This is a genomic window from Enterococcus sp. 9E7_DIV0242, from assembly GCF_002140975.2.
In the GTDB taxonomy this organism is placed as follows: Bacteria; Bacillota; Bacilli; order Lactobacillales; family Enterococcaceae; genus Enterococcus_L; species Enterococcus_L clewellii.
This window is the reverse complement of record NZ_CP147247.1, coordinates 1,642,455-1,662,840: the sequence shown is the minus strand read 5'-3', so window position 1 is coordinate 1,662,840 and position 20,386 is coordinate 1,642,455. Positions and strand designations below refer to the sequence as shown.

Below are 20,386 nucleotides of genomic sequence, written 5' to 3'. Positions count from 1 at the left end.
GATGGCTGATCCATTTGGATTTTTAAAGTATGCTCGTAAAGAGAATCCCTATCGTCCAGTTGCCGAACGTATAAATGATTGGGATGAATTACAGGTACCATTGAACAAGGAAGATCGCCAAGAACAAGCAGCTCGCTGTATGAACTGCGGCATCCCTTTTTGCCATACAGGTGTATTTTACGGAGGCAAACGAGCGGTATCCGGCTGTCCAAATGATAACCTGATTCCAGAATGGAATGATCTGGTTTATCGTGGCGAATTCAAGAAGGCTTGGGAACGTTTGAGTAGAACTAATCCATTACCTGAAATGACGGGACGCGTCTGTCCCGCACCGTGCGAAAAATCTTGTACAGAGGCTTTGAATGGTTCTGGCGTCGCTATCCATGATAATGAACGGTTTATCATTGATACAGCGTTTGAAAACGGCTGGGTGAAACCAACGGGGATTCCTAAAGAGAAAACAGGCTTCAAAATTGCTGTTATCGGCAGTGGACCGGCAGGGCTTTCTGCCGCGTGGCGCTTGAATCAGCTGGGGCACGAAGTAACAGTTTATGAACGGTCAGACAGATTTGGCGGCTTGTTGATGTACGGCATTCCTAATATGAAGCTGGATAAAGCAGTGGTGCAACGACGAATCGATGTCATGATGGAAGTCGGTATTACGTTTGTTGCCAATACAGAGATTGGTGTAGATATCACGGCAGAAGAGCTGTATCAACAATTTGATCGTATTATTGTTGCTACAGGTGCGGGTGTACCGCGAGATTTGAAAGTTAATGGCCGAGAGGTTCAAGGTGTGCAGTTTGCGGTGGATTATTTGACTGAAGCAACAAAGGATGTGCTGAAGTATGGTACAGAAGCAACAAGTAAAAAGTTGGCTGGAAAGCATGTTATTGTGATTGGCGGAGGAGATACAGGAAATGATTGTATCGGCTCGGCGATTCGTCAGGGCTGTGCATCTGTCAGACAATTAGAGATCACACCAAGAATGCCTATGGATAGAGCAGCAGGTAATCCGTGGCCGGAGTACCCATTCACTGATAAAGAAGGGTATGGTCAGGCAGAAGCAAATCATGTACAGGAAGAAGAGCTGACCTTGTATCAGACCTCCACTACAGCATTTATTGGCGCAGAAAGAGGCCAGGTCATTGGCTTGGAAACGGTTCAGGTCGATCAAGGATTTCAACCGATTGTAGGAACGGAAAAGACCCTGAAAGCTGATCTTGTACTATTGGCAATGGGCTTTACTGGTCCAGAGAGAAGCTTGCTGGATCAACTGGATGTAGCCGAAGTATTGGATGACTATACGACAAATAATGAACGTGTTTATGTAGCCGGTGATGCGAAAAGAGGCCCTAGTCTTGTGATTTGGGCAATACGAGAAGGACGCTTAGCTGCTGAAAATGTGGATCAGTCTTTGCGTGCCTTGGTTGCACAAGCACAATAAAGATACTAGGTTTTGCTTAAAAAAATATTTTTCATGATTTTCTTTTGGAAAGCTGTTGACTAATTCGTTTTTCCATGATAAAGTTTTTAGAAATAAATGAGAATATGATGAAAAAATAAAGATCAGAATAGTAGAGGATTTTAGTCACTCCAGAGAGTTTCCGGTTGGTGCAAGGAGACAGTGAACGATCGTCGAACACGCCTGTAAATTGTTTTTCTGAATACCTGTAGGAAAAATCGGTACTGCCCGTTATCGCTTTTAGTCGTAGACTAACAGAGTTTTTCGCTGAGAGGCGGAAATGAATCTGAGGTGGGACCACGTGAAAAAATTCTCGTCCTCTTGGCTTATTTGCCAAGAGGACTTTTTGTTACCCCAAAAAATCAATATCGGAAATATTTTTTCAAAAGAAGGTCTAACAAAGGAGCACTATTTCCCTATTATCAAGTGTTCTAGGGAAATAGCTATCGGACCACCAAAAAGAAGAAACTTGACAATTACCTGACAAGTTTCCACAACAAATAAAAGGAGAGCCATTTCCCTTTTTCCAAGAATACTAGGGAACTGGACAACGGACCACCAAAAAGAAGAAACTTGACAATTACCTGACAAGTTTCCACAACAATTAAAAGGAGAGCCATTTCCCTTTTTCCAAGAATACTAGGGAACTGGACAACGGACCACCAAAAAGAAGAAACTTGACAATTCCTTGACAAGTTTCCACAACAAATAAAAGGAGAGCCATTTCCCTTTTTCCAAGAATACTAGGGAACTGGACAACGGACCACCAAAAAGAAGAAACTTGACAATTCCTTGACAAGTTTCCACAACAAATAAAAGGAGTGCTGTATCATGAAATGGAATCGAAGTTTGCCTTCCGGAACGAAGGATAAGCTGTTTCGCGAAGCGAATGGGGCATATCAGCTCGAACAGCAAGTGAATAAGGTTGTGCGTAAACGAGGCTATCAACGAGTAGATACACCGTTGATTGAATTTGAAGATGTGTTTCAGACGGATGAAATCGAAGGTGTTCTCTATCGCTTTTTTGATAAGCAGGGCCGGCTGCTTGTTTTACGCCCGGATATGACGATGCCGATTGGTCGAGTAGCGGCAACTGCTGGGATACAACCTCCTTTGAAGCTGTCGTACAGCGGTAGAGTATTTCGTTTCAATAATGAAATGACCGGTGAACAAAATGAACTGACACAAGCAGGCATAGAGCTGATTGGTTTTTCATCAGTTAAGGCAGAGCTTGAATGTATTTCCTGTGCAGTAGAAATCCTGACGGAGCTGAAAATCCCTAATTTTCATTTTGAACTGGGGCATGCTGGTATCTTGAATGAGGTTGCTGGCTATTTAGAATTGAATACCGAAGAGAAAAGGACCTTTAAGGAGTTGCTGAGTAATAAAAACTTGAGCGCATTGGATGCATTCATTGAACAGCACCCTAGTGATCTGGATGATTTTGTTAAAGAATTGCCGAAGCTGTTTGGTGAAATCCAGGAGGTGCTGAACAAAGCAGAGAAGATGCTTCCAGAGGAAACGATGGTAGCTCCGATTCTTACAGAAATCAGTCAGATGGCACAGCTGATCGTTTCCGCACATCCAGATATTTCTTTAACAGTAGATCTTGGTTCAGTGGCACTAATGGATTATTATACAGGGATTCTGTTTAATGGTTATGCGGATTTGGTTCCGGAAGTCTTTTTGAGAGGTGGACGTTACGATCATCTGGTTGAACAGTTTGGTCATACACGGATTCCGGCTGTAGGATTGGGAATCAACTTGGATACGTTGGTCGCGTTGCAATATCGGTTAGGTCTCTTAGCAGAGCTGAAAAATCCTAAGATATTGGTTCATTCTGAACTGTCAGATCTTGCAGCTGCCCAGGATTTCGTTTACCGACACATTGATAGTGAGTTGTCTCTTTTTGATACATGGGAGGAAGCACTGGCTTATGGTGAAAAATGGGGCTACGAAGAAGTGATTTATCTTAAAGAAGAAGAGATGATTCGGGTAAAAGTAGGTGAGCAGAATGGGGAATAATTTGACGATTGCTCTGACAAAGGGCAGACTGGAAAAACAGACTCTAGAATTATTTGAACAGGCAGGAATCGATGTGTCTTTCATGAAGGATAAACAGAGAAAGCTCGTGTTTCAAAATGCGGAGCAAACTCTGACCTTTTTATTGGTAAAAGCGGCGGATGTTACAACGTATGTCAGGCATGGTGTAGCTGATCTTGGTGTAGTTGGTAAGGACGTATTACTGGAGCATCCGCATGGCTATTATGAAATGCTGGATTTGGCTATCGGAGAGTGCAAATTTTCTGTTGCTTCAACGAAAGAATATCAACCGAATGATCATAAACGAAAACGGATTGCCACGAAGTATCCGACAATAGCTTCTGCGCATTTTCGCAGCAAAGGAGAAGATGTGGATATCATCAAAATCGAAGGCTCGGTGGAAATAGCTCCAGTTCTTGGCTTGGCAGATGCAATCGTGGATATTGTTGAAACTGGAACGACATTGAAAGAAAATGGTTTGAGTATCTACGAAGATATTTGCAGAATATCTGCTCGAATGATCGTGAATAAAGCCACCTTGAAACGAAAGCGTCAGGAAATTTTTGATTTGTTTGAACAGCTGGAAGCTGTAATTGGAAAAGAGGGATAGCGATGAGATGGTTATCAGGAACTAAGCAAGAAATAATGTCTGAACTAGATAAAGAGAAATACACAAGAAAAGCAGAGGATCAGCAAGTCGAAGTAGCGGTAAAGGAAATCATTGATACTGTTCTTACCAATGGTGATCAAGCATTAATCGAGTATTCTAAAGAATTTGACCGGACTATACTGACTGATCTGGAGGTTTCACCGAAACAGATCGAGCAGGCTTACCAACAGCTGGATGCTGACGTGAAGCAAGCGTTAGAGAAGGCCAAGGAGAATATTATCAGTTATCATAAAAAACAGAAGCAGTACGATTTTATGGATAGCGAAAAAAATGGGGTATTTAGAGGGCAGCTTGTTCGTCCATTAGAGCGAGTGGGTGTTTATGTACCAGGAGGAACAGCAGCTTATCCGTCCTCCGTTCTAATGAACGTGTTGCCGGCAAAGATCGCCGGAGTTGAAGAAATCATCATGGTCACACCACCTTCACCAAAGGGCGTCCCTTCGATCATCCTCGCAGCAGCCAAAATTGCCGGAGTCGATCGTGTTTTCCAAATTGGAGGGGCACAGGCAGTTGGGGCGTTGGCATATGGTACGGACAGTGTTCCGAAAGTAGATAAGATAGTCGGTCCTGGAAACATCTATGTTGCAACAGCGAAGAAAATGGTATTTGGGGTTGTTGGTATCGATATGATCGCTGGTCCATCGGAAATCGGTGTTTTGGCAGATAGTCAGGCAAATCCGGCGTTTATTGCCGCTGATTTATTGTCGCAGGCAGAACATGATGTATTGGCTCGAACATTTTTAGTGACGAACTCGAAAGAACTGGCTGAAGAAGTGGAAAGAGAAATCGCCGAACAGCTAATCACGCTTCCGAGAAAAGACATCGCTGAACGGTCGATTGTTGATCACAGCTGGATTATCTTAACAGATACAGAAGCAGACATGTTTGCTATCATGAATGAGATTGCACCGGAACATTTAGAGGTACAGATGGCTGATCCGATGAGTCGACTGCATGAAATCAAGCACGCGGGATCAATCTTTTTAGGCGCATATACGTCTGAACCAGTCGGAGATTATCTGTCCGGAACGAATCATGTATTGCCGACAAGCGGGACTGCAAAATTTTACTCGCCGTTGGGTGTTTATGATTTTATTAAATACAGTCAGGTTAGCTATTATACAAAAGAGGCATTGGCAGAAATTCAAGCGGATATCGCTTTATTGGCAAGAAAAGAAGGACTTGAGGCGCATGCCCGTGCCGTTGAGTACCGATTCAAGGAGGAAAATCAATGAGAACAGCGAGTCTAACGAGAAAAACAGCAGAAACAGCAATCGAATTATCATTGAATTTGGATGCACAGGAGCCTGTTGTGATTGAGACGGGGGTTGGCTTTTTTGACCACATGCTGACGCTGTTTGCACGTCACAGCAGAATGGCATTAACTGTAAAAGTAGATGGCGACCTTGAGGTGGATAGCCATCATACGGTGGAAGATGTCGGCATCGTCTTGGGGCAATGCTTGAAAGAGGCACTTGGAGATAAAGCTGGGATCAATCGCTATGGAACCAGCTTTGTACCGATGGATGAAAGTCTGGGAATGGCTTCGTTGGACTTAAGCGGCAGAGCCTTTCTGGTTTTTGATGCGGTATTCGATAATCCTAAGCTTGGTGCATTCGACACTGAGTTAACAGAAGAGTTCTTTCAAGCATTAGCGTTTAATCTGCAAATGAATCTGCATTTGAAAATTTTGCATGGAAAAAATACCCATCATAAAATAGAAGCTTTGTTTAAGGCAACAGGTCGAGCCTTGAGAGAAGCTATTACATTCAATCCAGATATTCATGGGGTGAATTCCACGAAAGGAACATTATAGATGATCGTTATTATTGACTACGATACAGGAAATACGCGGAATGTCCAGAAGGCATTGAACTATGTAGGACTGGAAAATAAATTATCCTCAGATTTAGAGGAAATTGCACAGGCTGATGGATTGATTTTACCGGGTGTTGGTGCTTTTTCCTTGGCAATGGAGGCGTTGAATGAGCGAGGTCTAACGGAAGCAATCAAGCAAGCCGCTAAAAATGGTGTTCCAATATTGGGTGTTTGCTTAGGAATGCAGCTGTTGCTAGAGGGCAGTATGGAAAACGGCTTTACTCGCGGCTTGGAACTGATTGAGGGAATCTGTGAGCAGTTACCTGCTGAAAAAGGTTTTCCTGTACCACATATGGGGTGGAATGAGTTGATGATTACAAATGATACGCCGCTAACAAAGGAAATGGCAGGCGAATTTGTCTATTTTGTACACTCTTATTATACAGACTGCGATCCAGATAATATTGATGCACTAGCACAGTACTCACTCAAGGTTCCGGCAATGATCTCAAAAGGAACGATTTATGGGACGCAGTTTCATCCGGAAAAAAGTGGCGAGGCAGGACTTAAACTATTAAGAGGGTTCAAGGAGGTCGTAGATCATGTACGTATTACCGGCAATTGATATTCGAGAAGGTGCAGCGGTTCGCCTGATAAAAGGCGATTTTTCAAAAAAAACAGTTGTCAACGAGGACCCGTTGGCACAGGCCCATACATTTAAAGAAGCAGGAATCAAGAGGCTTCATATTGTTGATTTGGATGGTGCGTTGGATGGGAATACAACGAATGCGCCATTGATTGAAAAAATCAAAAAAGAAACAGGACTGATGATCGAAGTTGGCGGCGGTATTCGTTCGATGGCTCAAATTGAACAGTACGTTACTATTGGGGTGGACAGAATTATTATTGGTTCTGCTGCTTTAAAAAATCCGGAACTGGTCAAAGAAGCTGTGGCACACTATAAAGAGAAGATAGCAGTTGGTATTGATGCGAAAAATGGGAAAGTGGCTGTTAGCGGTTGGCTGGAGGTCAGTAAGACGGACTATTTGACGATGGCAAAAGAAATGGCGGCTATCGGAGTACAGACGTTGATCTACACAGATATCTCAAAGGATGGCACCTTAACCGGACCAAGCTTAGCGCATTATGAAGCGTTGAAGCAAGCAGTTCCGGAGGTCGCGATTATTGCTTCGGGAGGTGTCAGTGATAAACAGGATTTAGAGGCGCTTGCCAAGCTTGATGTTTATGGAGCAATCGTAGGGAAAGCGTATTATGAAGGTCGTGTGACTCTGGCAGAAATCTTGGAGGTGGAAGCCTCATGCTGACAAAACGAATCATTCCTTGCTTGGATGTGACAGATGGTCAAGTCGTCAAAGGAGTCAATTTTGTCAATTTACAAAGTATTGGCGATCCGGTAGAAATTGCTCGTGCCTATAATGATCAAGGGGCAGATGAGCTTGTTTTCCTTGATATCACAGCAACCAGCGATGAACGAGAAACGATGATCGATGTCATCGAACGAACGGCTTCTGAGGTTTTTATCCCTTTGACAGTCGGTGGTGGGATTCGCTCTGTTGAGGACATGAAAAAAATGCTGCAGGCGGGCGCCGATAAAATTTCGTTGAACTCAGCAGCGATCAAAGAACCAGATTTGATTAGACAAGGGGCAGAAAAATTTGGTTCTCAATGTATCGTTGTGGCAGTGGATGCTAAGCGAACAAGTTCAGGCAGCTGGCATGTATTTGTCAAAGGGGGTAGAGAGGACACTGGCTTGGATGTTCTTGAATGGGTCAAACAAGCGGTCAGTCTGGGGGCTGGAGAAATTTTACTGACTAGCATGGATGCGGATGGCACAAAACAGGGCTACGATTTAGCGTTGAATCAAGCGGTCTGTGATGCAGTGACCGTCCCTGTTATTGCTTCCGGCGGTTGTGGGAACAAAGAAGATATTTTAGAAGTCTTTGAGGAAACCGATGTTACAGCGGCTCTTGCTGCTAGTATCTTCCACTATGGAGAAGTCAGTATTCCAGAGCTGAAGGAGTATTTACAAGACAAAGGAGTGACGGTTCGCAGATGAAACCAGACTTTTCAAAGGGCTTAGTTCCTGCAATTATTATTGAAGACCAAACAGATGAAGTACTAATGTTAGCGTATATGAATGAAGAAAGCTTTGCTAAAACACTGGAAACAAAAACAACTTGGTTTTATTCTCGGTCTCGTGAAGGGCTGTGGAACAAAGGCGAAACGAGTGGGCATGTCCAACATGTAAAGAAAATTACCACCGATTGTGATCAAGACACATTACTGATACGTGTCGATCAAACAGGGCCAGCCTGCCATACTGGTGCACATAGCTGCTTTTTCAACGTCATCATGGAGGAGGACCAAGCCGATGCTTGAATCACTATATAACGAAATCATCGAAAGAAAAGAGCAACCCAAAGAAGGCTCATACACCAACTATCTTTTTGATAAAGGGCTAGATAAAATATTAAAAAAAGTCGGTGAAGAAGCAACGGAAGTCATTATCGCAGCGAAAAACGAGCAGGATGAATTGATATCTGAGACAGCTGATTTAGTGTACCATATGCTGGTTTTATTGGCAGAAAAGAATATCCCATTATCTGAGATAGAGAAAGAGCTTGAGAAGCGACAAGGAAAACTAAGTATCACCAAAGATCGAAAAGAAATTGAGGATCTATAATAGACGTCAAAGCAGGTCGTCTTAAATTTTTAGAGAAAGAGCGTTGCGCGATGGAATGGTATGAAAATCGGATTTTATCCGCTCAAAATGGATCAAACCCAATGCTGATGAAGGAGCTAAAGGGAGGCTACGCCGTTTTTGGCGATGTACAGTTTTTACCGGGATACTGTGTTTTGCTACCAAAAACAGAAGTCTATTCATTGAATGATTTACCTCTTAAAGAGCGGACTCAATTTTTGGCAGATATGGCGTTCTTAGGAGATGCACTGTTGGCTGTCTGCAATCCGTTGCGTGTAAATTATGATATTTTAGGAAATACAGATAACTATCTGCATGCGCATGTTTTTCCGCGTTATGAATGGGAAACGGAAGAGCGTCGGAAAATGCCAGTTTGGTTATATGACAAGTCCAATTGGTATGATGAGGATAAGCAATATGACAAAGTAAAACACGGAGAGCTACGCGAAAAGATTGCCTTATTCTTAAAAGAAAACTATTAAATGTGAATTGTATATGAGTCTCAGCTAGTATCGTTTACTATCAAAAACATAAGAACATGTGATAGGGCTTAAAGAAATTGGACATTTCCCATAAAAAATACGGCAGGAGTTTTTCGCTCCTGCCGTATTTCTATTCAATTGAACGTCTCGCTGTTTCTTCCTGTTTTAAAAACAGTGAGAACGATTAATCTTCTTCTATCAATTTCTCTACAGGAACAACAGCCTCTAATAAATAGGTACTGTCATCTGCCTCGTCATACAATGTAGCTGGCTTATCAGCTTTTGTTTCAATAATCAAATGGAAACCAAAAGAATCCTGGATTGTCAATCGGGTCATATTCCATTCAATCAATGCAAATTCCAACTCTTTTCCATCTAAAACGATTGTTAACTTATCATCAATCGTTAGCTGATGCTGTGTTGCCTTTTTCTTATCAACAAACCACCACTGTCCTTGGTATACCTTTATCAGATCGGCAGTCGACCGATTCTCATCCAACTTCTTTTTACCGTGCTTAAAAAGTAATGAACTGGCAATACCTGTGACGACAGAGGCCCCAAGCAAAAATGACCAATGCTTTTTCAAATTTTCAACCTCCGGCTTTTCTTTTTATGATAGCATGAATGAAGGAATTTTGATGATTTGACTATAGCATCATTAACAAAATTTAAGAATGTAAAGAAAATGCACTAGGATTTCCGAGGTTTATTCAATAAAATTGAGCACATTACAGCTATTGCCCGCGCAACAGCTTGCGTTGCGTGAAATTTTGTCATTTTACAGGTAAAGTCGAGTCAGGAGGTAAAGGAAAAAATGGATATAGGACAACGAATGAAGGATAAAAGAAAAGAGTTAGGATTGACACAACAGGAAGTAGCAGATAAGGTTTTCGTTACAAGACAGACCGTTTCAAAATGGGAACTTGGAAAAAGCAGACCTGATCTTATCTCGCTGAAATTATTGGAGGAACTACTACAAGAAGCGTTTCTGGAATCGCCGAAAAAGGAGAGAATACAAATGAAAGTAACGAAGAAAGATATTTTGATGACATTGCTGTTTGGGGTAATCTTTTTACCTATACGTTTTCTTATTGCATTAATCAAGCCGCATCTCAATCAACCTGTAATAAAATTTATCATGGTTCCTCTATTTTTGCTCACAGCAAGTCTGTACTTGCGCTCGTTGAATACGCAAGCCTTTGTTGCAGTATGGGGAATAATCTTGTGCTTCTATGTTCCAATTGTGGGCTACTACTCTCAATCAGGATCAGAGAAATAGATAGAAAGAAGAATCTGTGGCTTTGTTGTCACAGATTCTTCTTTCTATTCCAGATATTCTTCCAGCCGACTTTTCTAAAATAATGCTAGCTTTTAGAAGGTGCTATTTAATCAGATAGGAAGTTTAAAGAATCGGAATATAAATATCAGTCAGGCTTTTCTCTTTTCTATTTTTAGTGGGTTCTGTTCTATACAGTTCAAAAGGAACCGCATCTCTCGCTGTAGCATTCCCTTTAAAAAGCCATTCTTGGTACATATATTGCCAAGCTTCGCCATATTGAGCAGCTGCCAAGTTAAAATGACCCACACCGAATTTACCCGAAATACTGGATTCGCAAATGTTGCCACTTTCAATTATCCTTGCGTCCGCTGAAATTGTCATCGCCACACTTGTGCGTAAATGTTCTCCATTAGTAATAAAAGGATTGTCATCATAGACTGTCAAAACTTTTGTTTCATCCGCAACAATCAGCTTATGTTTAGCAGCGAAGTCATATAACTCACTAAATAACTTTCTGCTATTTCTTCTAAATTCAGCATAGTCTCCTCTAAAACGAATATAGATAATCCTTTGGTTTTTCATTTCTTCTGTTGTGATATTGATTGGTTCAATCATATGCAATTGTCCTCCTGCTTTTTTGACTTTTTACATAAATTATTATTTCATGAACCAATCCGTATTTCTTGGCAAATCTTGCTGCTTTCTGTATTTTGCAGGGCTTAACCCAAAATGCTTTTTAAACGTTCGGCTAAACGAGCTCGAATCACTATATCCATACTCCATAGCAATAGTAGTTATAGAAATACTGGGGTTGATGCATAAAAAAATTGCCGCACGTTCTAGTTTAAATCTGGTAGTGAACTCGTTTACAGTTTCTGTAGAATAAGAGCTGAATATCCTGTGAAAATGAAAATCAGACAAATGAGCGTTTCTTGCTAAAAGAGTTAGTGATAGGGGTTCTTTCAAATTTTGCTCAATATAGTCTTCTGTTTTATTTATTAAACGAGTATATACCTGTTTAGAAATAGATTTTTTCGTTTGTTTATTCATTTTATGATATCCTTATCTGCTAACTCATCTGTTAGTCTTTAATTAAGTAAGATCACCTATTTGTTCATAGTATATTTATCCAAGTTAATTATAGCAAGTCTTTCTATTCTGATAAATTAAAGCAAGTCTATTTTTTTCTGGATCTAAAGTTCATATTGATAGTATAGCTAAAAGTTGTTTTATGAAATATGACTATTTTAGAAGCATTTTATGAAACAGCTTTTTTCTTTATGCAGCTGCTACAACTTAGTTGTCTAAACGCTGTAAAATGTGGTATTGTGATGAGGAAAGGGTGTTCGTATGATTGTCTATCCAGAGGTTCATTTGGCTCGATTTTTGTGTAGGCCAAATCGCTTCATTGCAGAGTGTGAGTTAATAGAAACAGGTGAGCAAGTGACTGTCCATGTCAAAAATACGGGTAGAGGAAAAGAAGTGTTGCTGCCGGGAGCAAAAGTTGCTTTGAGTCATCGCCCTTCGCCAAAGAGAAAAACAGCCTATGACCTAATTGCTGTAAAAAAGGCAGAGCAATGGTTCAATATTGATAGTCAGGTGCCCAATGCACTAGCTGCACAAGCACTTCTTGATGGAGATATTCTACTCCCTAATCTAAACGGAGCGATTCGTTCGTTAAAACGAGAGCAGCGATATGGTCATTCAAAATTCGATATTTTTATTGAAACAGACAAAGGACAGAAGGCTTTTGTAGAAGTAAAAGGAATGACCCTGGAAAATGACCGCATTGGTGCATTTCCTGATGCACCGACCCTTCGAGGATTGAAGCATGTGAAAGAATTGACGGAGGCAATTTCAGAAGGCTATCAGTGCTATGTCCTGTTTATCGCTCAATTTGAGCTTCTCGATTATGCGACCATCAATAAAGAGATGCAACCAGCGCTGGCACAGGCCATTTTCGATGGCCAGCAAGCTGGGTTGACCGTTCTTGCATACAATTGTCATGTACTGCCAGAGTCGATCCAAGTAGTGGGGAAAATACCATTTGATTTAGAACAAGCTTTCATTCAGCCTGTGTAGAGAAGGAGTCAGGCATTAACAAAAATAGATATAATCTTTAGATAAAATAGGTTTCATTATCTTTAAAGAGGTTGTGACAAAAGCCGCTTTGGGAATACCGTTTATTCGGATTCTTGGAGTTGGGGTATACTTATGTCACCCACTCTTTTTGAGAGTGAATTTATAGAGCAGTAAATGAGTAGGAGAAAGGTGAGGATAAAATGATTCATTTAGGCGTGATTGGAACAAACTGGATCAGTGATCAATTTGTACAAGCAGCATTGGAGACAGGAAAATATGATTTAACTGCGGTTTATTCCAGAAAGCTGGAATCAGCACAGAAATTCGGCGAAAAGTATGGGGATGTAGAGTATGCAATTGATTTAAAGACTTTCTTCAACATTGAGCATATGAGCACTGTTTATATCGCTTCGCCAAATGCACTACACTTTGAACAGGCTAAGCAGGCAATTTTAGCTGGAAAAAATGTAATAGTGGAAAAGCCGGCATTTTCAACACCTGCAGAAATGGATGAAATCATTACCTTAGCAAACCAACAGCGTGTATTCTTCTTTGAAGCAGCGCGCAATATTCATGAAAAGAGCTTTAAAAAGATTGGTAGTTTATTGCCGTCAAAAAATGAAATCATTGGTGCAAACTTCACGTATATGAAGTATTCTTCCCGTTACGATCAGGTATTAGACGGTCAAGAGCCAAATATCTTTTCGCCACGATTTTCTGGTGGTGCATTGATGGATCTAGGTGTTTATCTGGTTTATGCAACTATAGCATGGTTTGGTATGCCGAACGAAAGTCATTATTTTGCTCGAAAAATTCAGACGGGTGTCGACGGTTTGGGAACAGCCATTTTACGCTATGATCGTTTTGATGTAACGATTCAAGCTGGGAAAATCGGTGATTCTTCTCTATCCTCTGAAATCTATTTTGATAATGGTACATTACTATTAGATGGTATCAATGCGATTTCAAAAGCGGAATTTCATGATCGTAACCAGCAACGAACTGAAGTCATCTCATTGACGACAGAAGAGAATCCGATGGTTGAGGAAGCGGCAGATTTTGCCCATGTCATCGAAAATCCGGAGGATAAAAACTGGGGTGTAGCTTACGAAGAATGGGTCGAGCTTGCTCGAAATGTCAATCAGGTATTAACGGATTTAAGAGCCAGTGCGGGTATTGTATTTGACGCAGATAAAAAGTAAAATAGGGATAAGCCATTTGAGCATCTAGTATGAGTATAGAGACAAATGAGAGCTAAAAACCAATAAATGACAGGACAGAAGTGAAGGTAAGTGAGCTTCTGTCCTGCTCTTGAAAGAGGATATACATATGGATTTTTTGAAACAGTTACCAGAAGGATGGCAGCAGCAATGGCAGACTTCTGGTTTTGATCAACCTTCGGCTATTCAGGAACAAAGCTTCTTGCCTCTATTAGAAGGAAAAAATGTTAGAGGAATCTCACCAACTGGTACAGGGAAGACCCTGGCTTATTTGTTGCCGCTTTTATTGAATGTGAAGAAACAGGAAGGCAGTCAACTGCTAATTCTTGCCCCGTCGCAGGAGCTGGCAGTACAAATTGGGCAGGTGGCTCAGGAGTGGAGTAAGACAGTGGAGCTAAAGACACAAACACTGATTGGTGGAGCGAATGTCAAGCGCCAAGTAGAAAAGCTTAAGAAAAAGCCTGAGGTATTGATTGGTACGCCGGGAAGAATTCTGGAACTGATCCGTTCGAAAAAAATCAAAAGCCATCAGCTAAAAACGATCGTCATGGATGAGGCAGACCTATTGCTTCAAAAGAGTGACTTAGACTTGACGAGACAGATTTTGCAAAGTGCACCGGTAGATTATCAGCTGGTTTTTTATTCTGCGACGGCTGATACGATTGAAAAAGAGGTCAACGAATTGGCGGTCGATACTTTGACGGTGGATGCAGTTAACGAAGATGTTTCGGCAGGTAAAATTCAACATTTCTACATAGAAGTGCCTTTTAGAAAGAGAAAAGACTTTCTTCAAAAGATGCTTCATATTCCGTCGTTTTACGGCATGGTGTTCTTTAATCAGCTGGCTGATTTAGGTGCAGTTGAAGAGAAGCTAGCCTATGAGGGGCTTCCAGTTGTTGGTTTGGCTTCGGACCAGAACAAGCAGTTGAGAAAGCTGGCGATCAGCCAATTTTCTCAAAGACGAGCAAAGATGCTACTGACAACCGATGTGGGTGCCAGAGGCTTGGATTTCCCGGCAGTTGATTTTGTCATCAATGCCGATGTGCCACAGGATAGTGTGAGTTATGCCCACCGAGCAGGGCGTACAGGACGAATGGGTGCAGAGGGATCGGTGGTAACGTTTATCAATGAGCGAACCAAACGTGATTTTCAGCGTTTGATGAAAGAGGTCGGTCAATCTGCGGAGGAGCTGTTTATTTATGATGCCGGATTTCATAAAGAACAAAAAACCACGGATAGAAAATCAACGGATAAAGTGAAAAAAAGGAATTGATTGTTAACTGTTGTGTTTGGATTCATCGGGCATAAGGGAGGCTAAGCATGAAATCCAGAAAAGAAGAAATTTTAGCACTGCTGCAAAAGAAAAAGATCGGTATGACGGCGGCAGATATTGCAAAAGAGCTGCAGATCGATCGAAGCAATGCAAGCAGATATTTAAGTGAGCTTTCAAAGGAAGGCGCAGTTATTAAGAGCACAGGTCGACCGGTCATTTACGATGTTGCGCTTGAAGAGGATGGAGACCGGATTCATGTTGATAATTCAAGTGAGGTTTCATTTGAGAACCTTGTCGGAGCGAATGATTCATTGAAGGTCAGCATCCAACAGGCAAAAGCAGCGATTCTTTATCCTCCTAGAGGACTTCATACGATTATTTTTGGGGAGACTGGGACAGGGAAATCGTTGTTTGCGGAATGTATGTATCACTTTGCGGTAGACTCTAAGACATTACCGGAAAATGCCCCTTTTGTTGCGTTTAATTGCGCGGATTATGCCCAAAATCCTCAATTACTTTTTGGACATATTTTTGGGGTAAAGAAAGGTGCATATACAGGGGCTGAGAATGATACTCCAGGATTGATTTCGGAAGCAGACGGAGGGGTTCTGTTTCTTGATGAGATTCATCGACTACCTCCGGAAGGACAAGAAATGCTATTTACTTTTATTGATAAGGGTATTTATCGTCCGTTGGGAGAAAGTGGGAAGACCTACAATGCATCTGTGCAGATCATTGGAGCAACAACAGAATCTTCTGAGAGCTTTTTGACAACCTTCAATCGTCGTATTCCAATGGCCATTACGCTGCCTAATTTGGAAGCCCGTTCACTTGATGAGCGTTATGATATCATCTCACTCTTTATCAAGCAGGAGGCTAATCGACTGAATCAGCGAATCAACATTGAGCGTGAGGCCGTTCTGGCATTTATGTTATATGATGCAGAGGGAAATATCGGGCAAGTCAAACGTGACTTAAAATTGGTTTGTGCAAAATCATTTCTACATTATCGAACGCATAATTCGACTTCGTTAATGATCCGGAAAAAGGATTTGCCTTTACAAGTTCAAAAGGGCTTACTGAAAATCAAGGAAGTTTCTGATAGGCTGGATCGTTTTGTGGATGCTAAAAACAATTACTTGACGTTTGAGCCTGGAACCAATGAGGTCGTCTGGTCCAGAGATCCAGCAAGAGATATGCAGGTCTATAATGACATTGAGGAAAAAGTATCGACTCTTTCTCAAAATGATTTGGAAAATGTTGATTTGGAAGAGTTGATTTCGACAGATATGGACGCCTATTTTCAAACCTATGTGGAGGAATTAACACAAAGCTCGATTCATAAAGAACTGTTGCCGGAAAGTATTTGGAAATCAACCAATCGTTTGTATGATATTGCTGAAAAGCGTTTGTCTCGAAAATACAATGAGAATGCACGCTTTGCATTTGCTCTTCATTTGCAAAGCACAATCGATCGTGTTAGAGAAGGTCATATGATTGTCCATCCTAACCTGAACAATATACGAAAACAGATGAAGGATGAGTTTCAAGTAGCAATCGATCTATCTGCGATTATTGAAGAGGAAAACGATATCGAAATTCCTTTTGATGAAATTGGTTTTATCAGTATGTTTCTTTCCATAGATGTAGGAAACAAGGAAACGATCGAAGTGAATAATGTGGGAGTCGTTGTTTTGATGCACGGAGATTCCACTGCTTCGAGTATGCTGAAAACGGCACAGGAGCTACTAGGAATATCTACAGGAAAGGCAATGAACATGCCGCTTACGATGGAAGTTCAGACCATGTATGAACAGTTGCGCAGCTATGTCGTGGAAAATCAGGAAACACTGAGTAATGGTATGTTGCTTTTGACTGATATGGGCTCACTGAATTCATTTGGAAACATGATTTATGAGGAAACAGGGATACGGACGAAGGCTATCTCTATGACCAGTACGATGATTGTTTTAGAAGCAATCCGTATGGCCGGCGTTGGAAGAAGCTTGGAGGATATTTACCAGAATATCCAAATGTCCTTTGAAGGAATCATCCGTGAGCAATTCCGAAGCAGCTTGAAAAATCCGAATCAGGTGAAAAAGGCAGTCGTGGTGACTTGCTTTACTGGAGAAGGCGTTGCTGCTAGACTGTACCAACGAATTCTTCCTGTAATAGATGAAGAAAAGGTAGAAATCATTCAGATGCAATTTCTTGAAAGAGAGGCCTTTAAAAAGCATATCGACAGTTTGATGGAAGAATATGAAATCAAAGCGATCGCTGGAACTGTCGATGTTGAGTATCAAAACATTCCTTTCTTTTCCGCTTACGATATCTTCGATGATGAGAAGCTGAATATGCTGAAACGAATTGCCGGAGATGAGGTTCCAACGGAGAAAATCGTAAAATCATTGAGTGATACAATCACAGCTGTTGATTCTCTACAGAAGCTGATTGTGATGCTTCAAAAGACGGTACATCAAATACAGACAGACATGCATATTATTGTAGAACCAGGCGTGGATGCTGGAATTGTGATTCATCTAGCCTTTCTTGTAGATTCGATTCTAAAAGGGGAGCAGACAAAGACCTTCGATGGTTTGACTGACTTCGTGAAGAAAAACCGTCTTGAAACAGATGTTGCCCGGACGAACCTGATGGCAATAGAGAAGGCGTATCGGATTTCAATCCCAGAACCGGAAGTGGCACATCTAACAAAAATATTCTTAGAAAATAAAATCATTAAATCGTAGAATTACACACAAAAGATAGTGTGTAACGCAAAGGGATAGTGTGTAATACAAAGTGATATAGACCAAAACCTTGATATCAAAGGGTTTGGTCTATATCACTTTTTGGCACGCTTCTTGCTTATATAAAAGTGTAATTAAAAATCTTAAGGAGTGAACAACATGTCAAAAAAAACGATTATGCTGGTTTGTTCAGCAGGAATGAGTACAAGTTTACTAGTAACTAAAATGCAAAAAGCAGCTGAAGCTCGTGGAATGGATGCAGATATCTTTGCAGTATCAGCGTCAGATGCAGACAACAACTTGGAAGCAAAAGATGTAAATGTATTGCTTTTAGGCCCACAAGTACGTTTCATGAAAGCGCAATTCGAACAAAAACTTGAACCAAAAGGAATTCCGTTGGATGTTATCAACATGGCTGACTACGGCATGATGAATGGTGAAAAAGTTCTAGATCAAGCGATCGCATTAATGGGCTAATTCCAATACACTATCAATAATCGAAGGAGAAATGAAAATGGATGAACAAAATTTAGAAGCAATCATGGGCTTAATCATGTATGGCGGAAATGCCAAAAGTGACGCAATGGAGGCTATTGCTGCAGCTAAAGTAGGCAACTTTGAAGAAGCTGACCAAAAAATTGCAGATGCAGAAGCTTCGCTTGTTGAAGCGCATCATTCTCAAACAGGTCTATTGACTCAAGAAGCACAAGGAAACAACATGACAGTTACTTTATTAACTGTTCATAGTCAAGATCACTTGATGACTTCAATTGCTTTCACAGATTTAGCAAAAGAAATCATTGACGTTTACCGTCACATGGATAGTAAATAAGCACACCATTCTTTTTGAACGGAAGAGTGATGGAGAACAGATGAAAACTTTTTGAACGGAGTTTTATCTATGGATTTGGTTTAAAGGGAACATTCTCTTTAGATAAATAATTATTTATAGGAGGAACAAAAATGAATGGATTAGTAAGCTGGATGGAGAAATACATCCTGCCTGTTGCTGCTAAAATTGGTTCTGAAAAGCATTTAGTAGCTTTACGTGATGCATTTATCACAATGATGCCTGCAACAATGGCGGGGGCTGTTGCTACACTGTTGAATGCGTTTATGCGTGATTTTCCAAATACGTATATTGGTGCAGACAATGCAATCACAACCTTCTTTACACCTGTAATTGCCATCAACGGCTTGGTGTGGACAGGAACACTCGCTATCATGGCGGTTGTATTCTCAGTTTCATTTGGTTACAACCTTGCTAAAGCTTATGAGGTTGATACTTTGTCAGGAGCGATCGTTTCGCTAGTTGCTTTTATTATGGGGATTCCACAAACTGCAACAGCTACTTTAGCTTTAACTGGTGAGTTATCAAAAGACGCAGCGACTATGATTACTGATGCAGGTGGTACAATCACTACTGCGGATGGTGTTTCAAGTATTGCTGCCGGTGCGTGGGGATATTTCCCATTCAGTAAATATATGGGCGGTACAGGTCTATTTACGGCTATGATTTTCGGTTTTATTTCAGTTATTATTTTTGCTAAATTGATGAAGAAAAATGTTATTATCAAAATGCCGGATTCAGTGCCACCAGCAGTATCTAAAGCATTTGCTGCCATCATCCCTGGTGTTGTAGCATTGTATGTTTCAGGATTGATTTACTATCTATTTGAACGTTTTGTAGGTATGCCATTGATTGACTGGATTTCTGAATCTATTCAAGCTCCATTACTTGGTTTATCTCAAGGGTACGGAGCAGTATTTGTTATCGTATTACTTGTACACGTGTTATGGTTCTTTGGTTTACATGGTACAAATATCATGGGTCCTGTATTGCAATCCATCTACGGTGTTGCAATGGTAGAGAACTCAAATGCTTACCAAACGGGTGAAGCGATTCCTTACAAATGGGTTGCTGGTTCATTTGAAGCATTTGTATGGCCTGGTGGAGCAGGGGTAACATTAGTACTCTTGATTACCATTCTAATTTTCTCTAAACGTGCGGACTACAAGACAATCGGTACTTTGGGAATCGGACCTGGTTTGTTCAACATTAATGAACCTGTAATGTTCGGTTTACCAGTTGTATTGAACCCATTATTGGGTATTCCATTTATTCTTGCACCAATTGCAACTGCAACAATTGCGTACTTTGCAACAATGGCTGGACTTGTTAATCCAGTTGTAGTAAATGTTATCTGGGTAATGCCAACAGCATTGAGCGGATTCTTAGCTACTGCCGGTGACTGGAGAGCAATCGTATTGACTCTAGTCAACTTAGCCGTTGCCTTTGCTATCTGGGCGCCATTCGTTATTGCAGCGAATAAAATGGACCCAGCTTTAGGTGAAAAAGACTAATCAAGTAAATTATTTAGACTTTGGGACAATCATCTGCTTTGATGATTGTCTCAATCCTAAAATTTTAGTATTATAGTTTTAAACATGCATGTATCTTAGTCGAATTTTTGAAGTTACACGTACAAGTAAAGTTACTTGTTTGAAAGCTCGCAGGTTACAGAAAAAATCACTATTTTTTCTAATGCGAAGCGGTTTATACATAATTTGAAAGGGGATTA

The 20,386-nt window shown here is 40.9% G+C and carries 22 protein-coding genes and 1 other annotated feature; of the genes, 19 read left to right on the top strand and 3 right to left on the bottom strand.

The genetic code is table 11. The features are described from left to right. The first annotated feature begins 1 nt into the window (after position 1). From A5888_RS07740 to A5888_RS07690, 11 genes are all read left to right on the top strand, one after another. Entirely contained in the window at positions 2-1,447 is a 1,446-nt protein-coding gene (locus A5888_RS07740; RefSeq protein WP_086350488.1) for a glutamate synthase subunit beta, read from the top strand. Positions 1,448-1,556: 109 nt separating this feature from the next. Then, positions 1,557-1,789, top strand: a binding site (T-box leader). Positions 1,790-2,296: 507 nt separating this feature from the next. Continuing rightward, complete coding sequence (gene hisZ / locus A5888_RS07735; RefSeq protein WP_086350486.1) at positions 2,297-3,490, top strand: ATP phosphoribosyltransferase regulatory subunit; 1,194 nt, start codon at positions 2,297-2,299, stop codon at positions 3,488-3,490. After that, entirely contained in the window at positions 3,480-4,118 is a 639-nt protein-coding gene (gene hisG / locus A5888_RS07730; protein ID WP_086350485.1) for an ATP phosphoribosyltransferase, read from the top strand. The genes hisZ and hisG overlap by 11 nt, the downstream gene beginning before the upstream one ends. Positions 4,119-4,120: 2 nt before the next feature. Then, on the top strand, positions 4,121-5,413 hold the full coding sequence (gene hisD, locus A5888_RS07725) for a histidinol dehydrogenase (protein WP_086350484.1): 1,293 nt from the start codon (positions 4,121-4,123) through the stop codon (positions 5,411-5,413). Further along, entirely contained in the window at positions 5,410-5,994 is a 585-nt protein-coding gene (gene hisB / locus A5888_RS07720; protein WP_086350483.1) for an imidazoleglycerol-phosphate dehydratase HisB, read from the top strand. Before hisD ends, hisB begins: the two co-directional genes overlap by 4 nt. Next, positions 5,995-6,621 carry an imidazole glycerol phosphate synthase subunit HisH gene (gene hisH / locus A5888_RS07715; protein ID WP_086350482.1) on the top strand — a complete coding sequence of 209 codons (627 nt, stop codon included), beginning with the start codon at positions 5,995-5,997 and terminating at the stop codon, positions 6,619-6,621. It abuts the gene before it with no gap. Continuing rightward, complete coding sequence (hisA, locus tag A5888_RS07710) at positions 6,599-7,321, top strand: 1-(5-phosphoribosyl)-5-[(5-phosphoribosylamino)methylideneamino]imidazole-4-carboxamide isomerase (RefSeq protein WP_086350481.1); 723 nt, start codon at positions 6,599-6,601, stop codon at positions 7,319-7,321. The genes hisH and hisA overlap by 23 nt, the downstream gene beginning before the upstream one ends. Continuing rightward, a complete protein-coding gene (hisF, locus tag A5888_RS07705; RefSeq protein WP_086350480.1) occupies positions 7,315-8,073 on the top strand; it encodes an imidazole glycerol phosphate synthase subunit HisF in 759 nt (252 codons plus the stop codon). The genes hisA and hisF overlap by 7 nt, the downstream gene beginning before the upstream one ends. Continuing rightward, positions 8,070-8,396, top strand: coding sequence for a phosphoribosyl-AMP cyclohydrolase (gene hisI / locus A5888_RS07700; protein WP_086350479.1), 327 nt, complete (start codon positions 8,070-8,072; stop codon positions 8,394-8,396). Before hisF ends, hisI begins: the two co-directional genes overlap by 4 nt. Then, positions 8,389-8,700, top strand: a complete 312-nt coding sequence (hisE, locus tag A5888_RS07695; RefSeq protein ID WP_086350478.1) for a phosphoribosyl-ATP diphosphatase — start codon at positions 8,389-8,391, stop codon at positions 8,698-8,700. The genes hisI and hisE overlap by 8 nt, the downstream gene beginning before the upstream one ends. 50 nt (positions 8,701-8,750) lie before the next feature. Then, entirely contained in the window at positions 8,751-9,200 is a 450-nt protein-coding gene (locus A5888_RS07690) for an HIT family protein (protein WP_086350477.1), read from the top strand. Positions 9,201-9,384: 184 nt separating this feature from the next. On the opposite strand, the gene A5888_RS07685 is transcribed toward A5888_RS07690, so the two are convergent. Then, the gene (locus A5888_RS07685; protein WP_086350476.1) at positions 9,385-9,786 is read right to left on the bottom strand and encodes a DUF4828 domain-containing protein; all 402 of its coding nucleotides are present in this window, start codon (positions 9,784-9,786) and stop codon (positions 9,385-9,387) included. A 228-nt stretch (positions 9,787-10,014) separates the two neighbouring features. On the opposite strand from A5888_RS07685, the gene A5888_RS07680 reads away from it, so the two are divergent. Further along, the gene (locus A5888_RS07680) at positions 10,015-10,479 is read left to right on the top strand and encodes a helix-turn-helix domain-containing protein (RefSeq protein ID WP_086350475.1); all 465 of its coding nucleotides are present in this window, start codon (positions 10,015-10,017) and stop codon (positions 10,477-10,479) included. Between the two features lie 123 nt (positions 10,480-10,602). Here the strand turns inward: A5888_RS07680 and A5888_RS07675 are convergent, their stop codons facing one another. Further along, a complete protein-coding gene (locus A5888_RS07675) occupies positions 10,603-11,094 on the bottom strand; it encodes an AraC family transcriptional regulator (protein WP_086350474.1) in 492 nt (163 codons plus the stop codon). Between the two features lie 42 nt (positions 11,095-11,136). After that, positions 11,137-11,529 (bottom strand): helix-turn-helix transcriptional regulator, encoded by a 393-nt coding sequence (locus tag A5888_RS07670; protein ID WP_086350473.1) that lies wholly within the window; start codon positions 11,527-11,529, stop codon positions 11,137-11,139. A gap of 303 nt (positions 11,530-11,832) precedes the next feature. On the opposite strand from A5888_RS07670, the gene sfsA reads away from it, so the two are divergent. From sfsA to A5888_RS07635, 7 genes are all read left to right on the top strand, one after another. Then, complete coding sequence (gene sfsA / locus A5888_RS07665; RefSeq protein WP_170924869.1) at positions 11,833-12,561, top strand: DNA/RNA nuclease SfsA; 729 nt, start codon at positions 11,833-11,835, stop codon at positions 12,559-12,561. Between the two features lie 200 nt (positions 12,562-12,761). Continuing rightward, positions 12,762-13,763, top strand: a complete 1,002-nt coding sequence (locus A5888_RS07660) for a Gfo/Idh/MocA family protein (protein WP_086350471.1) — start codon at positions 12,762-12,764, stop codon at positions 13,761-13,763. Positions 13,764-13,890: 127 nt separating this feature from the next. After that, a complete protein-coding gene (locus tag A5888_RS07655) occupies positions 13,891-15,054 on the top strand; it encodes a DEAD/DEAH box helicase (protein ID WP_086350470.1) in 1,164 nt (387 codons plus the stop codon). A gap of 47 nt (positions 15,055-15,101) precedes the next feature. Further along, complete coding sequence (locus A5888_RS07650; RefSeq protein WP_086350469.1) at positions 15,102-17,804, top strand: sigma 54-interacting transcriptional regulator; 2,703 nt, start codon at positions 15,102-15,104, stop codon at positions 17,802-17,804. Between the two features lie 159 nt (positions 17,805-17,963). Then, a complete protein-coding gene (locus A5888_RS07645; RefSeq protein ID WP_086350468.1) occupies positions 17,964-18,281 on the top strand; it encodes a PTS sugar transporter subunit IIB in 318 nt (105 codons plus the stop codon). 37 nt (positions 18,282-18,318) lie between these two features. Continuing rightward, complete coding sequence (locus A5888_RS07640; protein WP_086350467.1) at positions 18,319-18,636, top strand: PTS lactose/cellobiose transporter subunit IIA; 318 nt, start codon at positions 18,319-18,321, stop codon at positions 18,634-18,636. A gap of 131 nt (positions 18,637-18,767) precedes the next feature. Next, positions 18,768-20,168: a PTS sugar transporter subunit IIC gene (locus tag A5888_RS07635; protein ID WP_086350466.1), complete on the top strand. Its 1,401-nt coding sequence runs from the start codon at positions 18,768-18,770 to the stop codon at positions 20,166-20,168. Positions 20,169-20,386: the final 218 nt, after the last annotated feature.

Bases quoted from the DNA above. Each gene is read 5' to 3' on its own strand.
- A5888_RS07740 (WP_086350488.1), top strand. From the start codon at position 2: ATGGCTGATCCATTTGGATTTTTAAAGTATGCTCGTAAAGAGAATCCC.
- hisZ (WP_086350486.1), top strand. From the start codon at position 2,297: ATGAAATGGAATCGAAGTTTGCCTTCCGGAACGAAGGATAAGCTGTTT.
- hisG (WP_086350485.1), top strand. From the start codon at position 3,480: ATGGGGAATAATTTGACGATTGCTCTGACAAAGGGCAGACTGGAAAAA.
- hisD (WP_086350484.1), top strand. From the start codon at position 4,121: ATGAGATGGTTATCAGGAACTAAGCAAGAAATAATGTCTGAACTAGAT.
- hisB (WP_086350483.1), top strand. From the start codon at position 5,410: ATGAGAACAGCGAGTCTAACGAGAAAAACAGCAGAAACAGCAATCGAA.
- hisH (WP_086350482.1), top strand. From the start codon at position 5,995: ATGATCGTTATTATTGACTACGATACAGGAAATACGCGGAATGTCCAG.
- hisA (WP_086350481.1), top strand. From the start codon at position 6,599: ATGTACGTATTACCGGCAATTGATATTCGAGAAGGTGCAGCGGTTCGC.
- hisF (WP_086350480.1), top strand. From the start codon at position 7,315: ATGCTGACAAAACGAATCATTCCTTGCTTGGATGTGACAGATGGTCAA.
- hisI (WP_086350479.1), top strand. From the start codon at position 8,070: ATGAAACCAGACTTTTCAAAGGGCTTAGTTCCTGCAATTATTATTGAA.
- hisE (WP_086350478.1), top strand. From the start codon at position 8,389: ATGCTTGAATCACTATATAACGAAATCATCGAAAGAAAAGAGCAACCC.
- A5888_RS07690 (WP_086350477.1), top strand. From the start codon at position 8,751: ATGGAATGGTATGAAAATCGGATTTTATCCGCTCAAAATGGATCAAAC.
- A5888_RS07680 (WP_086350475.1), top strand. From the start codon at position 10,015: ATGGATATAGGACAACGAATGAAGGATAAAAGAAAAGAGTTAGGATTG.
- A5888_RS07675 (WP_086350474.1), bottom strand. From the start codon at position 11,094: ATGATTGAACCAATCAATATCACAACAGAAGAAATGAAAAACCAAAGG.
- A5888_RS07670 (WP_086350473.1), bottom strand. From the start codon at position 11,529: ATGAATAAACAAACGAAAAAATCTATTTCTAAACAGGTATATACTCGT.
- A5888_RS07660 (WP_086350471.1), top strand. From the start codon at position 12,762: ATGATTCATTTAGGCGTGATTGGAACAAACTGGATCAGTGATCAATTT.
- A5888_RS07655 (WP_086350470.1), top strand. From the start codon at position 13,891: ATGGATTTTTTGAAACAGTTACCAGAAGGATGGCAGCAGCAATGGCAG.
- A5888_RS07650 (WP_086350469.1), top strand. From the start codon at position 15,102: ATGAAATCCAGAAAAGAAGAAATTTTAGCACTGCTGCAAAAGAAAAAG.
- A5888_RS07645 (WP_086350468.1), top strand. From the start codon at position 17,964: ATGTCAAAAAAAACGATTATGCTGGTTTGTTCAGCAGGAATGAGTACA.
- A5888_RS07640 (WP_086350467.1), top strand. From the start codon at position 18,319: ATGGATGAACAAAATTTAGAAGCAATCATGGGCTTAATCATGTATGGC.
- A5888_RS07635 (WP_086350466.1), top strand. From the start codon at position 18,768: ATGAATGGATTAGTAAGCTGGATGGAGAAATACATCCTGCCTGTTGCT.